At 66.7% G+C, this 12,968-nt stretch carries 17 protein-coding genes and 1 other RNA gene; 7 read left to right on the forward strand and 11 right to left on the reverse strand.

Going from position 1 to position 12,968, the window contains the following annotated elements; all coding sequences use genetic code 11:
• Positions 1 to 27: 27 nt before the first annotated feature.
• Positions 28 to 900: a hypothetical protein gene (locus tag BZF59_RS14465; protein WP_086608932.1), complete on the forward strand. Its 873-nt coding sequence runs from the start codon at positions 28 to 30 to the stop codon at positions 898 to 900.
• A gap of 143 nt (positions 901 to 1,043) precedes the next feature.
• Here the strand turns inward: BZF59_RS14465 and BZF59_RS14470 are convergent, their stop codons facing one another.
• Both BZF59_RS14470 and BZF59_RS14475 read right to left on the reverse strand, forming a co-directional pair.
• A complete protein-coding gene (locus BZF59_RS14470; protein WP_086608933.1) occupies positions 1,044 to 3,569 on the reverse strand; it encodes an ABC transporter permease in 2,526 nt (841 codons plus the stop codon).
• Positions 3,566 to 4,264: an ABC transporter ATP-binding protein gene (locus BZF59_RS14475; RefSeq protein ID WP_086608934.1), complete on the reverse strand. Its 699-nt coding sequence runs from the start codon at positions 4,262 to 4,264 to the stop codon at positions 3,566 to 3,568. The genes BZF59_RS14470 and BZF59_RS14475 overlap by 4 nt, the downstream gene beginning before the upstream one ends.
• A gap of 59 nt (positions 4,265 to 4,323) precedes the next feature.
• Here BZF59_RS14475 and BZF59_RS14480 point away from each other — a divergent pair, with 59 nt between their 5' ends.
• Positions 4,324 to 5,046 carry an arylesterase gene (locus BZF59_RS14480; protein WP_086608935.1) on the forward strand — a complete coding sequence of 241 codons (723 nt, stop codon included), beginning with the start codon at positions 4,324 to 4,326 and terminating at the stop codon, positions 5,044 to 5,046.
• On the opposite strand, the gene recF is transcribed toward BZF59_RS14480, so the two are convergent.
• A complete protein-coding gene (gene recF / locus BZF59_RS14485) occupies positions 5,043 to 6,131 on the reverse strand; it encodes a DNA replication/repair protein RecF (protein ID WP_086608936.1) in 1,089 nt (362 codons plus the stop codon). The two genes, BZF59_RS14480 and recF, sit on opposite strands and share 4 nt — an antisense overlap.
• A 241-nt stretch (positions 6,132 to 6,372) precedes the next feature.
• Between recF and BZF59_RS16360 the strand changes: the two genes are divergently transcribed.
• From BZF59_RS16360 to BZF59_RS14490, 3 genes are read left to right on the forward strand one after another with little or no spacing between them, the layout of a single operon-like run.
• Entirely contained in the window at positions 6,373 to 6,486 is a 114-nt protein-coding gene (locus tag BZF59_RS16360) for an enoyl-CoA hydratase (protein WP_211277406.1), read from the forward strand.
• Between the two features lie 35 nt (positions 6,487 to 6,521).
• Positions 6,522 to 6,635, forward strand: coding sequence for an enoyl-CoA hydratase (locus tag BZF59_RS16365; RefSeq protein ID WP_211277407.1), 114 nt, complete (start codon positions 6,522 to 6,524; stop codon positions 6,633 to 6,635).
• A gap of 32 nt (positions 6,636 to 6,667) precedes the next feature.
• On the forward strand, positions 6,668 to 6,883 hold the full coding sequence (locus BZF59_RS14490; protein WP_086608937.1) for a PspC domain-containing protein: 216 nt from the start codon (positions 6,668 to 6,670) through the stop codon (positions 6,881 to 6,883).
• 93 nt (positions 6,884 to 6,976) lie between these two features.
• Here the strand turns inward: BZF59_RS14490 and BZF59_RS14495 are convergent, their stop codons facing one another.
• From BZF59_RS14495 to BZF59_RS14520, 6 genes are all read right to left on the reverse strand, one after another.
• Positions 6,977 to 7,759, reverse strand: coding sequence for an SDR family oxidoreductase (locus BZF59_RS14495; protein ID WP_086608938.1), 783 nt, complete (start codon positions 7,757 to 7,759; stop codon positions 6,977 to 6,979).
• 3 nt (positions 7,760 to 7,762) lie between these two features.
• Positions 7,763 to 8,284 carry an NUDIX hydrolase gene (locus tag BZF59_RS14500; protein ID WP_086609239.1) on the reverse strand — a complete coding sequence of 174 codons (522 nt, stop codon included), beginning with the start codon at positions 8,282 to 8,284 and terminating at the stop codon, positions 7,763 to 7,765.
• 166 nt (positions 8,285 to 8,450) lie between these two features.
• Positions 8,451 to 9,125 (reverse strand): TPM domain-containing protein, encoded by a 675-nt coding sequence (locus tag BZF59_RS14505; RefSeq protein WP_086608939.1) that lies wholly within the window; start codon positions 9,123 to 9,125, stop codon positions 8,451 to 8,453.
• Positions 9,126 to 9,128: 3 nt separating this feature from the next.
• Positions 9,129 to 10,010 carry a TPM domain-containing protein gene (locus BZF59_RS14510; protein ID WP_086608940.1) on the reverse strand — a complete coding sequence of 294 codons (882 nt, stop codon included), beginning with the start codon at positions 10,008 to 10,010 and terminating at the stop codon, positions 9,129 to 9,131.
• The gene (locus tag BZF59_RS14515; RefSeq protein WP_086608941.1) at positions 10,007 to 10,540 is read right to left on the reverse strand and encodes a TPM domain-containing protein; all 534 of its coding nucleotides are present in this window, start codon (positions 10,538 to 10,540) and stop codon (positions 10,007 to 10,009) included. The genes BZF59_RS14510 and BZF59_RS14515 overlap by 4 nt, the downstream gene beginning before the upstream one ends.
• Position 10,541: 1 nt before the next feature.
• Positions 10,542 to 11,171, reverse strand: a complete 630-nt coding sequence (locus tag BZF59_RS14520) for a LemA family protein (protein WP_086608942.1) — start codon at positions 11,169 to 11,171, stop codon at positions 10,542 to 10,544.
• Positions 11,172 to 11,351: 180 nt separating this feature from the next.
• Between BZF59_RS14520 and mscL the strand changes: the two genes are divergently transcribed.
• Positions 11,352 to 11,771 (forward strand): large conductance mechanosensitive channel protein MscL, encoded by a 420-nt coding sequence (gene mscL, locus BZF59_RS14525; RefSeq protein ID WP_086608943.1) that lies wholly within the window; start codon positions 11,352 to 11,354, stop codon positions 11,769 to 11,771.
• A 131-nt stretch (positions 11,772 to 11,902) separates the two neighbouring features.
• Positions 11,903 to 12,259, forward strand: a transfer-messenger RNA (tmRNA) gene (ssrA, locus tag BZF59_RS14530).
• 59 nt (positions 12,260 to 12,318) lie between these two features.
• Here ssrA and BZF59_RS14535 read toward each other — a convergent pair.
• Both BZF59_RS14535 and BZF59_RS14540 read right to left on the reverse strand, forming a co-directional pair.
• Complete coding sequence (locus BZF59_RS14535) at positions 12,319 to 12,549, reverse strand: hypothetical protein (RefSeq protein WP_143738185.1); 231 nt, start codon at positions 12,547 to 12,549, stop codon at positions 12,319 to 12,321.
• 94 nt (positions 12,550 to 12,643) lie between these two features.
• Positions 12,644 to 12,898 carry a hypothetical protein gene (locus BZF59_RS14540; RefSeq protein ID WP_086608945.1) on the reverse strand — a complete coding sequence of 85 codons (255 nt, stop codon included), beginning with the start codon at positions 12,896 to 12,898 and terminating at the stop codon, positions 12,644 to 12,646.
• Positions 12,899 to 12,968: the final 70 nt, after the last annotated feature.

The following is a 12,968-nucleotide window of genomic DNA, read 5'->3' on the forward strand; positions in this document are numbered from 1 at the left end:
CAGGGGTGGCCGCGCAAGGGGACTTCGATGATCGATATCGGGCGCGTGTTTTCGACCAGCTTTGCCATGCTGCGCCAACGGTTCTGGCCGCTGGTGGGGATGTGGGCGGTGTTTCTGGCGATCCAGATGGCCGCCTCCACCGTGCTGGGCGTGGTGATGGTGGTGGTCGGCATGGCCGGCGTGGCGGGCCTCGGCACGGGGTTCGACGATCCGACTGCGCTCGGCGGGCTCGGGATCGTGATGATCGTCTTCATGGTGCTGTTCTACGGCGCTTACATCGTGCTGTTGCTGGCGCAGCAGGCGGCGATGGTGACGCTTGGATCGCCGATGGAAGACCCTGTGTTCGGCACGGCGATGAACCGCGGCTTCCGCAGCGCGCTGCCCTTCTTCGGGCTGTCGGTGCTGCTGGTGCTGGGCTATTTCGCGCTGACCGCAGCGGTGCTGGCGGTGGTGAGCCTTGCGACGGTCGGCGGAGGTGCAGTCGGAGGCCTATTGGGCGGTCTGCTGGGCTTGCTGATGCTGCCGCTTGTGATCTGGCTCGCCTGCCGCCTGTCGGTGCTGGTGGCGGTGGTCGCAGTGGATCAGGTGTTCAACCCGATCGCGGCCCTGCGCCGCAGCTGGGCCGTGACGCAGGGCAAGGGCCTGCGCATCCTGCTCGCGCTGATCGGCTTCATCGGGATTTCGCTGGCAGCGCTGGCGGTGCCCTTCATGCTGATCTTCTTTGCCGCAGACATGACCGAAACCAGCCCGGGCACCGGGATCGTGCTGGGGATCGTCGGCCTGCTGATCTTCCTGCCGCTGTTCGTGGTCTATTCGATCTATACCGCCACCTTCACCGCAGCGCTGCACTGCGAAGTCACCGGCGGCGGGGCAGAGCGGCTGGAAGAGGTCTTCGCCTAGCCTGCACCCGGCATTCAGCGCTGACGGCCTGCAAACGGCCCGTTCTCAGGCTTCTGGTGCTCACGGCCCTAAAGGCCGCTGCGCTCCGGCTGCTGACAATGCACCATTTTCGGCTGCGTCATCATCTGAATGTCGGGCGCAGGCTAAAGCTCTCGCAAAGCGCGCGCCGGTTTCGCCCGCAGCAGCGGCAGCGATCCGGCGAGTGCGAAGGCCAGCACCAGCGCGACGCCGAGGCCGAGCACGCCGAGCACCTCGCCCCAGTCGGGCAGCCAGTCGAATTCGAACAGCTGGGTGATCACAACCCACGCCAGCCCTCCGCCGAGCGCCAGCGCGACCAGCGCAAGAACCCCGGCGAGCAGGCCATATTCGGCTAGTTGCAGCAGCAGGATCTGCCGCCGGCTTGCGCCCAGCACGCGCAGCATCACCGTATCATAGGTGCGCGCCGCCCGCGCCGCGGCGATCGCGCCCATCAGCACCGCCAGCCCCGCCAGCACCGTCACCGCCGCCGCGGCGAGCGTCGCAAGGCTCACCTGTTCGAGCAGCTTCCGCGCCTCGACCAGGATCCCGCCGACCTCGATCACCGATGATGAGGGCATCTCCTTCACCAGCGCCCGCAGCAGCGCGCCGCGCGCGGCGGTGTCCGCCCCGTCGGGCAGGTCGATCGTGGCCGAGAGGTTGTGCGGCGCGTCACTGATGGCGTTGCGGCTGAACACCAGCGCGAAGTTGAAGCCCATGCTCTCCCAGTCGATCTCCCGCAGGTTGGCGACCCGCGCAGTGCGCTCGACCCCGAGGATACCGATGGTGAGGTAGTCGCCCACCTCCAGCCCCACGGCGCGGGCGAAGTCGGCGTCGACCGAGACCAGCGGCTCGCCATCGTGGAACGGGCTCCACCACTGGCCCTCGACCACGCGGTTGCCTTCGGGCAGGGTGTCGGCATAGGTCAGCCCGCGCTCGCCCCGCAGCGCCCAGGCGCCCTCGGGGATCTCCGCGAGATCGGCGACGCGGGTCATCTTGTCCTTGGGCCCATAGGCGATCACCGCGCCGCGCATCGTGGGCACGGTGCGGATGCCGGCCTTGGGAAAATCCTGCTGGATCAGTTGGAAGAAGCGCGGCTCCTTGTCACGCGGCACGTCGAGCACGAAGTAATCGGGCGCCTCGCGGGGCACGCGCTGGGCGATGTTGCCGTCGATCGCGCTCTGCACCGCGGCGAGCAGCACGAAGGCTGCCAGGCCGAAGCCGAGCGCGGTCACCAGCGCGCCGGTCGGCGCACCGGGGCGGTGGATGTTGGCGAGCGCGCTCCGCAGCAGCGGATTGCGCGGGCGCGGCAGGCGGCGCGCGAGACGCTGGATCGCCCAGCCGAGGCCCGCCAGCACCGCCAGCGCGGCCCCTGCGCCGATCAGAAACCCGCCAGACAGCATCGGCTGCGCGGTGGTCAACAGCGCCAGCGCACAGATCGCCGCCAGCCCCAGCGCAGTCGCCAGCAACGCGCGCCGGTCACGCGCCAGCGGCACGATCCCCGAGCGCATCAGCGCCATCGCCGGGAACGTCCGCGCGCGCAGCAGCGGCGCGGCGGCAAAGGCGAACGCGACCAGCAGGCCATAGCCCGCCGCCAGCGCCAGCGCACCCGGCGCGATGATGAAGCCGCTCTCGACCGGCAGCAGCCCTTGCAGCGCGCTCGCCAGCAGCGGGGTCACCAGCACGCCCGCCGCTAAGCCCAGCGCGCTGCCCACCAGCGCTGCTACGCCGATTTGCAGTGCATAGATGCGCACGATGTCGGAGGAGGTCGCGCCCAGCACCTTGAGCGTCGCAATGCTCGCACGGCGCTGATCGAGATAGGACGACACCCCGCCCGCAATCCCGATCCCGGCGATCACCAGCGCGGCGAGGCCCACCAGTGTCAGGAAGTCGCTCATCTGTCGCACGAAGCGGTCCGCACCGGGCGAGGCGCGGTCGCGGGTGCGGATGTCGAATCCGGCGGTGGGATAGGCCTCGGTCAGCGCCTCCTCCACGCTCTCCGGGTCGCGCGCCGGATTGCTGAAGGCGACGCGGTGCTTGCTCTGGTAAAGCGCGCCCGGTTGCAGCAGCCCGGCCTCGGCGGGCACATCCTGCGCGACGATGATCGTCGGGCCGAGCTGGAAGCCTTCGGACAGGCGATCGGGTTCATCCTCGATGATCCCCGCCACGCGCAAGGTGGCGGTGCCGACCTTGAAGTTGTCGCCGACCTTGATCCCGAGCCGCTCAAGCGCGGTCTGCGCGATCCATGCGTCATTGCCGCTCGGCGCGCCGACCTTGCGGCCATCGGTCAGCGTCAGCGTGCCGAACATCGGCCACTTCGCGTCTACCGCCTTCAATTCGATCGGCGCGGCGGCATCGGGGGTGCTCGCCATCGCCTGCATCCGGTAGCCGCTCGACACCTCGCCATATTCGGCGAGCGCCGCGCGTTCCTCGGGGGTGAGGTCGCGCTGCCACACTTCGACTTCCAGATCCCCGCCAAGCAGTTCCTGCCCGCTCGATTCCAGCTCACGCTTGATCGCGCTGGTCAGGGTGCCGATCGCGGCGAGCGCCGCGGTGCCGAGGAAGATGCACACCAGCAGCAGCCGCAGCCCCTTGAAACGGGCGTTGAGATCGCGGCGGGCGATGCGCCACGCCGTGCCGAGCGGAAGACTCATGCGGCCACGCCCGCCGTGTCGGAGACGATCACCCCGTCCGCCATCGTCAGCACCCGCTCGCAGCGCGCGGCGAGGCTGGCGTCATGGGTGATGATCAGCAGCGTCGCCCCGGTCTCGGCCCGGCGGGCGAGCAGCAGCTTGATGATCTCCTCACCGGTTGCCGCATCGAGATTGCCGGTCGGCTCGTCGGCGAAGATCAGGCCGGGGCGCGGGGCGGTGGCGCGGGCGATGGCGACGCGCTGCTGCTCGCCTCCGGAAAGCTGGGTGGGGTAGTGCCCGGTGCGGTGGCCGAGGCCGACCGCTTCAAGCTCCGCCAGCGCGCGGGGGGCCGCATCGGGCATGGCGGCGAGTTCCATGGGGGTCGCGACATTCTCGGCAGCGGTCATGGTGGGGAGCAGGTGGAAGGCCTGCAACACGATCCCGATCCGCCCGCGGCGTGCTTCGGCGAGGCCATCCTCGGTCAGGCTCCCGAAATCCGCGCCCGCCACGCTCAGGCTCCCGCCGCTGGCGCGTTCGAGGCCCGAGAGCACCGCCATCAGCGAGCTCTTGCCCGAACCCGAAGGGCCGAGCAGCGCCACCACCTGCCCTTGCGGCACGTCGAGATCGATACCCCGCAGGATCGTCACCGGTGCATCGCTGCTGCCGAGGGTGAGAGTGAGATTGCGGGCGCTGATAGCGAGAGAGGGGCTTGTCACGGGGTTCCGATGGCATAGGTGGGAGAGGTCAACAAGCTACAGCTAAGGATGGTGTGCGGATGCACAAGCGCGGTTGGTCGATTTATGGCGTCGTTGGTGCTCTGGCTCTGGCCGTGGCGGGCTGCGGGGATTCGGCAGACGAGGCACCCCCGCCGCCGGGCGGTGTGGCGAAAGATGGCGCGCCCGCGCTTCCGGCAGTGCCGGTGATGGGGCCGGAGCGCAAGATCATCGCGTTCGGTGACAGCCTGTTTGCCGGATACGGCCTCGACCCGCGCGATTCCTACCCTGAGAAGCTGGAGAATGCTTTGAGGGCCAAGGGGGTCAACGCGGATGTCATCAATGCAGGGGTTTCGGGCGACACCACCGCGGCGGGGCTGAACCGGCTGGAATTCACGCTCGAAGCACAGGACACGCCGCCCGCGCTGTTCATCCTCGAACTCGGCGGTAATGATCTGCTGCGCGGTGTTTCGCCCGAGGAAACGCGGAGCAATCTGGAAAAGATGCTCACCATCCTCAAGGCGCGGGATGTGCCGGTGCTGCTGATGGGGATGCGCAGCCCGCCCAATGTCGGGCCGGAATATCAGGCGCGCTTCGATGCGATGTATCGCGAACTCGCCAAGGAATATGGCGCGGCACTGATCCCGTTCTGGCTCGAAGACATCTACCGCGATCCGTCGCTGTTCCAGTCCGACCGCATCCACCCCACCGCCGAGGGGATCGAGCGGCTGGTGGCTTCGACACTGGGCGATGTCGAGGGCGCGCTGCCGCCGCCCGCGTCCTAGAGCCGCTCCACGCCCCCGCTCGCGACGCGCCAGATCGCCGCTTCGTCGCGGATCGCATCGAAGGGGGCGAGTTCGGTGCCGGTCATCCACACCTGCGCGCGGCCTTCGCGCAAGCGGCGGAACAGTTCGGTGCGGCGGACGGGATCGAGATGCGCGGCGACCTCGTCCAGCAGCAGCACGCTGGGACGGCCCGCAGCGGCGAGGATGCCGTGGGCGAGTGTGATCGCGATCAGCATCGCCTTCTGCTCGCCGGTCGAACAGGCGGCGGCGGGCTGGCCGGTGGAGGCCATCCTGACCTCAAGTTCGTCCCGCTGCGGCCCGGTGAGCGCGCGGCCCGCCCCCCGGTCGCGCGGGCGGCCTCGGGCGAGCTCGGCACGTAAGGCGGTCTCGTCGAGCGGCCCGCCGGGTCGGTAGGCCAGCGCCGGGCGGGCGAAAGGTTCAGGTGGGAGCGCGGAAAGCTCGTCCGCCAGCCGCAGCACCAGCTCGCTCCGCGTCCGCGCCACCGCCGCGCCGTGATCGGCGGCCTGAGCTTCCACCGCATCGAGCCAGCGCGGGTCGCCCCCCGTTTCAAGCAGCTTGCCGCGTTCGCGCAGCGCCGTCTCCAGGGCGTTGACCCGTCGCGCATGATCGGGTGCGATAGCGAGCGCCATGCGGTCCATGAACCGCCGCCTTGCGCCCGCGCTGTCGGTGAAGAGACCGTCCATCGCCGGGGTCAGCCATGACAGTGCCATCCATTCCGCGAGGCTCGCTGCGCTGGCGGGTGCGCCGTTGACGCGCACCAGCCGCCGGGCGGGGTTGCCAGCCTCGGTGTAAGTGCCCAGCCGCGCCGAGACCGTGCCCGCTTCGGTCAGGCTCGCGCCGATGGCGAAGGGCAGGGGCGCATCGCCCGGCGAGGCCCGCCGTGCCAGATCGCCGAGGTTGGCGCGGCGCAATCCGCGTCCCGGTCCGAGCAGCGAAAGCGCCTCAAGCAGGTTGGTCTTCCCCGCGCCGTTCTCCCCCACCAGCAGGTTGAAGTGCGCCGTGTCGACCAACTGGGTCGCGGCGTGATTGCGGAAATTCTCGAGGGTGATCCGGCTGAGGCCCATGGCCTCTCGCGGGTAGCGGGGCCCCTGCGATTTGGCCAGTGCGGGCCGGCTGGAATCGGCTGATCCCAACCCTTGGTGAATTTTCCCAATCTTTCGTTTGCATGAACGGATCGTTTGCGCGGCGAAAGCATCGAAACCCCAGAATTCCGCCATTTTTCGAGTTTGGCACGGCCCATGCAGAGTATCCGGCATCCCCGGGATGGTCCCGGAAACAACGCAAGACAGACCAAGGAGACCTATCATGTTCGCCATCGAAACCAGCAACCGCCTCTTCGCCGCCGCTTTCTCGGTCGTGCTTTCCGCCGCCGTGTTTGCCTACGCTATCATCCCCGCCAGCCCGAACCTCGTCGCCTGATCTTCATTCGACACGCAATCAAAGGAACCCATACCATGTTTGGATCTGACAACGCCGCCCGCTTCGCCTCTGCCGCTTTTGCCGTCGTGCTGACGGTCGCCAGCTTTGCTTATGCTATCGTGCCCGCGAGCCCCGGCCTGATGGCCTGAGCCCTTCCACAAGCAACAGGAGACCCATAGACATGAACAACCTCGACGGCCATTCGAACGGCGCCCCGCCGAGCCGCAGCTTCCGCCTCGACAAGGCCAACGGCAAGGTTTTCGGCGTGTGCGCCGGGATCGGCAACTACTTCGACATCGACACCATGCTGGTGCGCATCGGCTTCGTCGCCGCAACGCTGCTCGGCTTCGGCAGCCCGGTGCTGATCTACCTCGCAGTCGCGCTGATTGCTGATTAAGTGCAGCGACCACACAAAGCGGTTCCCGGTTTATCGGGCCGCTGCACCTGATGGAAAGAAACCGGGAGGGGCCTTTGCGGGCCCCTCTTTCTTTTACATCGCGCTGATGCCGCCATCCAGCTTGAGCTCGGCGCCGGTCATGAAGCGGCTTTCGTCACTCGCGAGATAGAGCACCGCATTGGCGATGTCGTTGGGCTCGCCGACGAACTTCAGCGGAATCTGCCGCGCCAGCTTTTCCAGCAGCACCGCCTTGTCGAGCGCATGCGCCTTCGCAGTCCCGTCGAGGATCGGGGTGTCGACGAAGGTCGGGTGGACCGAGTTGCAGCGGATCTGCATCCCCTTCTTGGCGCAGTGGAGCGCGATCGACTTCGACAGCATCCACACCGCCGCCTTGCTGGCGTTGTAGGCAGGCATGGTATCGCTCGCGATCAGTCCGGCGATGCTCGAGATATTGATGATCGATCCCGGCGCGTGTTCGCGCATCAGCGGCAGCGCCTTCTGGCAGCCGTGGAAGATCGAATTGACGTTGATGTCAAAGCAGCGCTGCCAGTCCGCGAAATCGCAGGCCTCGATATTGCCCGGAACGCCGATCCCGGCATTGTTGACCAGCACATTGAGCCCGCCGAGCTTTTCCCTTGCGGTATCCACGGCGACTTCCCACTGGTCGGGCTTGGTCACGTCATGGGCGATGCCGAAAGCGGTGCCATCGCCCAGTTCGGCATTGATGATCGCGGCCGTTTCCTCTGCGCCCGCACCGTTGATGTCGGTCGCCAGCACCCGCGCGCCTTCCTGCGCGAGACGGATGCAATGCGCGCGGCCCAGACCCTGCGCGCCGCCCGTCACAAGGGCCATTTTGCCCGCTACACGTCCTGCCATAATTCAATCCTCTCCCAAGTATCCCGGTGTCAGTAGCATCGCGATCCGCACGTCGACCGCATGCCCTGCGCGCCGCCATTCAGCGACGAAGCGCGAAAGATCGCGCAGCGCGACGCGGTGGACGGTGATGTTCTCGCCCTCGGTTCCCCCGCCTTCGCCAACCCGCTCGAGGCCGGTCGCTTTCAGCAGCGTGAAACATTCGGAGACCATGCCGGGCGAGGAATAGAATTCCCCCAGCACCTCCATGTGTGCGGCCCGATAGCCAGTTTCCTCCTCCAGCTCGCGCGCGGCGGCGGCGGCCGCGTTTTCACCCTCGGCCCCGGCATCGTCACCGACGAGCCCGGCGGGGATTTCGAGGCTGAAGCGGCCCAGCGGCACGCGATACTGGCTGACGAGGATGACATGGCGCGTGCCGTCCGCGTCTGTATCCAGCGCGATGATCGCCGCGGCGCGAATGCCGCGCGCGCGCCCGACATATTCCCAGCGCCCGCGCTTTTTCGTCGTGATGAAGCGGCCTTCCCACATCACCTCTTCGGGCAGATCGGCGTCGCGGTCTTTGATCAAGGCACTCTCTCCGTTCGTCCTGAGCCTGTCGAAGGACCGCACTTCAATTCTGACGCGGTGCAAAAGAAGGACGGCCCTTCGACAGGCTCAGGGCGAACGGGTCAAGTGCTGAGTTGCCCCAAGGCGATCACACCTCGATCAGCCGGTCGGGAAGCTCGTTGTCGTCCTCGCTTCCGCGCGGGAAATGTTCGGCGAGGACATGGCCGACATCGCGGACGCCGACGGCAAGGCCCTCGGCGATGCGGCCTTGGCGGATTTCGGCGAGCATGTCGCCCATCGCCTCGCCCCAGACTTCGGCGGAGACCTTGGCGGCGATGCTCTCGTCGGCGACAATTTCGGCGCGGCGTTCGCGCATCGAGAGGTAGATCAGCACGCCGGTATGCGCCGCGGTGCGGCCCTGCGCGCCGACCTTGAACTGCCGCACCGCCTGGTCGCGCACTCTGAACGCCTTCACCGGGCCGGGGATCAGCGCGAACTTCAGCGGCTGCCATTGCTGCACCAGCAGAATGCCAAGGAACTTCACCAGCCCCAGCGCGATCACCATGCTGGCAAGCTCCCCGGCGGTCCATTCGTGGCCCCACCCGGTGAAGGCGGAGTCCCAAAGGTCGAGGAACGGCTCGGGAAAAACGGCAAACACGCTCATCGCGGTGAAGGCCGCCGCGATCGCCCAGAGCAGCGCGACGTCGGTGTAGCCGTCCGACTGTTCAGCGAGCACGGTCACGATCTCGCCTGAGGTCGCGCTTTCCGCTTCGGTCACGGCGGCACTCACTGCCGCGTGCCCGGCATCGTCAAGCCATGCCATGATCTACCATCCCCCCGAAGCGCCGCCGCCGCCCGACGATCCGCCGCCGAAGCCGCCAAATCCCCCGCCACCGCCGCCGAAGCCGCCGCCACCGCCGAAGCCTCCGCCACCACCGCCGCGGCCACTATTGTTGATGATCCCGCGCGCTATCGCACTGCCCACTTCCCACAGGATCACGTCGCGCGCCGTGTCGCCAAGACCGCGGCTGCCCCAGGGGCCATCACCGCGCGCGCGATACTTGCGCCGCCGCCCACGCCCAGCGAGCAGCGGGAGGACGAAGAAAAGGAACAGAAACGCCACCCAGATCAGCGCGCCGAAGGGAAAGCCCCCGTCGCTGCGGCTCTCCTGGGCCTGCGCGGCCTGCGCGGCTTCCTCGATGGCGATGGCATCTTCGGGCGCCTTGGCAAGGTGGGCAAGAATTGCCGCGACCCCGTCGGTGACGCCGGCATCGAAATTGCCTTCCTTGAAGCGCGGCGCGATCACGTCGTTGATAACGCGCCCGGCCATGATCCCGCCGAAATAGCCGTGGAGGCCGTAGCCGACCTCGATCCGCATCTTGCGTTCCGACGGCGCGATCAGCAGCAGCAGTCCGGTGTCGCGCTTTTCCCCGCCGATCCCCCACTTGTCGGTGAACAGCGTGGTCGCATAGCTCTCGATGCTCGCGCCTCCGAGGCTCGGCACGGTGGCAACGACAATCGCACGGCCGGTCTGGGCGTTATAGGCGCGCAGTTCACTGTCGAGCTGCGCCTCGGTCGCGGGCGAGAGGATGTTCGCCCCGTCATAGACCGGACCTTCCGGGCGCGGAGGATAATCCTGCGCATGGGCTGCCGCGGCAAGCAGCATCGCCGCGAGCCAGAGGGGGAGCAGGGCAAGCAGCCGGTTCATGCGGCGATCTTCATGATCTGCTTGCAGCGGCGGCTGACTGGCCCGGCGGGGACATTGGCGGTGTCGATCCGCCTGATCAGCGCATCGACCCCGGCGCTGGTCCCGGCATCGAAATCACCGGCGCTGAAGCGCGGCTTGATCGCCTCGCGAATGATCCCCGCGGCCACCTCGGACGGCAGGACCGTTTCAAGGCCGCAGCCGACCTCGATCCGCAATTTCCTCTCCTCGGGCGCGATCAGCAGCAGCACGCCGCGGTTGGTGCCCACCGCGCCGATACCACGATCGTTGAACATCCGGTTGGCGGCCGCCTCGATCGACTCGCCCTTCAGGCTTGGCACGGTTGCGACCACGATCGCGGTCTCCTTCTGGTTCCAGTAGCGACGCAACGTTTCGTCCAGCGCTTCCTCTGCCGCAGGCGAGAGGATGTCCGCCTGATCGGTCACCGGCTCGGCGGGCCTGGCCGGTTCTGCCTCCCGGCCGCAGGCGACCGTCAGCAGCGCAAGGCCGGCGAGCGCGGCGCGCGGCGTCACCTCAGTTCGTGGCCGCCGGGGTCGCGCCGCCGGTGATCGCGCTCATGTCGACCTTGGGATTGGCCTTCGCGCCTTCATCCGCCTCGAAATACTGGAGTGCCTCGGCCCCGTGGACGATGTTCGCGCCGATGCTGGACGGGAAGGTGCGGATCTCGGTGTTGTAGTCGCGCGCGAGGTCATTGTAGCGCACCCGCTCGGTGTTGATCTGGTTGTTCGCCTCGTCGATTGCCACCATCAGATCGGCAAAGCGCGGCTGGCTGGCGAGCTGGGGGTAGTTTTCGACCACGGTGCGCAGCTGCCCGAGCGCCTGCGTCAGTTGGTTCTGCGCATCGCTGAATTTTTTGAACTCTTCCGGGTTCGACAGGTCATCGGTGGTGATGTTGATCGAGGTCGCCCGCGCACGCGCGTCGATCACGCCTTGCAGGATGTCCTTTTCCGAGATCGCAGCGGCCTGCACCACGGCGACGAGATTGGGGATCTTGTCCGACCGGTTCTGCAGCGCGCTTTCGACATTGCCCCACTGCGCCTTGGCGGCTTCTTCCTTGGTCGGGACCGAGTTGATCCCGCAGGCCGCAAGGCTGAGCGCGGCGACGGCGGCAAAGGCACCGCGCAGCATGGTGGTCAAATTCATCGGATGATCCCTCCTTGTCGCGCGCGGTGCCGCATTGCGGCCCGTGGCGGCGTGTTCCTGTATTGCGGATATAGCACACCGTCCTCCCCGTTCAAGCGGTGGACGGCGTTCGTATCCCGCTTGGCAGACGCCTGTGCGAGTGCCAGAACATGGTAAACAGCTACAGTCGAGGGGATTATCATGCTTTCGGATTTCAAGGCTTTCATCGCCAAGGGCAATGTCATGGATCTTGCCGTCGGGGTCATCATCGGCGCCGCCTTCGGGGCGATCGTCAAATCGCTGACGGATGAGATCATCATGCCGATCGTTGGGGCGATCTTCGGAAATATCGACTTTTCCGACCGTTACTGGGTGCTTTCGGGTGAGGTGGAGCCCGGCACGCCGCTCGCCGCCGCGCGCGAGGCGGGGGCCAACGTGCTGGGGCTGGGCGCTTTCGTGTCGACCATCATCAACTTCGTGATCCTCGCCTTCATCATCTTCCTGATGGTGCGTTACGTGACCAAGATCAGCGCGCAGTTCTCCAAGCCCGAGGAAGCCGCTCCTGCCGGGCCGACCGAGGTCGAACTGCTGGTCGAGATCCGGGACGCGCTGAAGAAGTAAGTAGGGGAGGGCGGTTCAGCTCCAACGGCCCGCAGGGCCGCAAGGGCGACCGCCCGCCCGCAGCGACGCTGGCGCAGCCAGCATGAGCGAGGATACGCGCGCCCGGATGGGTGCGCACAAACAAAGCTCATCCACTTCACATTCAGGATTGCGGCGCTATATCCAATCCTGCCGGTTTCGACCGGCTATGACGATAAATGGCTGCGTATAATAGATGCAACGGACCCGGGGGCAGTACCCGGCGGCTCCACCAGTAGCGGCGGCCCCTCAACAGGGCGCCGCAACTCCTGACGGGGCCGAACCAGGATCGACGTGTGTTGAAAAGCGTAGTTTTCGTCCGGGCTGAGTAACCCGCATAAGGCTCAAAACCCATAAGTGCCAACGACAACGAAGCACTCGCAATCGCTGCGTAATTGATGGGCTAACGCCCTTCTTTTATTAGGCCAAAAAGCGCGGTTGGACCGAACCGGGCAACAGAATCGGAAACCGGGCGTCCGGGGGTACGTAGCAACAGAAACCCCCACCTTTCTCCCTTCGGAATGACGGCCTATCGTGCGAACGCGTTGACTAGCATCACGCCCACCGCAGCTAGCGGCCCCGCGAAAATCGCCAGCCCCGCCGCGCCTTCCTTGCCCCGCCGATAGCGCTGCACCGCAAGCCCGGTCACTGCGATATAGAGCAGCGGATAGAAGAGTCCGATCCGCCTGTGGGCGGCCTTACAGGCCAGCGCCTCGGGCGTGCCATCATGCGAGCATTCGCCCAAGCCTACGACTCCCATAGTGAAGATCGCAAGGAAGAAACCGCCAATCACTGCGTAGAAAAAGGCAGATCCGAAGACGGGTTGCGGGTCGCGCATTCGGCGTCCGGCTGGCCTAGTCCTGCGCCAGGCTCTGCGCCTCGCGCAATTCCGCCACTTCCTTCTCCAGCCGCAGGCAATCGAGGATCTTCGCCCCGCCGAGGAACACCGCGCCGGTGGTCGCCAGAAACAGCAGCTTGCCGCCAAAGCCAGGATATTCGTGGAGATAGACCATCCCCCGCGCGCTCGATCCGAGCGCAAGCGCGTAGATGATCAGGAACGCCTCGAACCGCGTCTTGATCACGAACAGCCTTGCGATTTTGCGCAGCATGGCGACTCCCGGTTTGTGGTGCGACACGGCTGCGGCTGAGTCGCGTCAATATTTGCCTAACCTTACCCGC

It is taken from the genome of Erythrobacter donghaensis, from assembly GCF_002155425.1.
GTDB classification, from domain to species: domain Bacteria; phylum Pseudomonadota; class Alphaproteobacteria; order Sphingomonadales; family Sphingomonadaceae; genus Erythrobacter; species Erythrobacter donghaensis.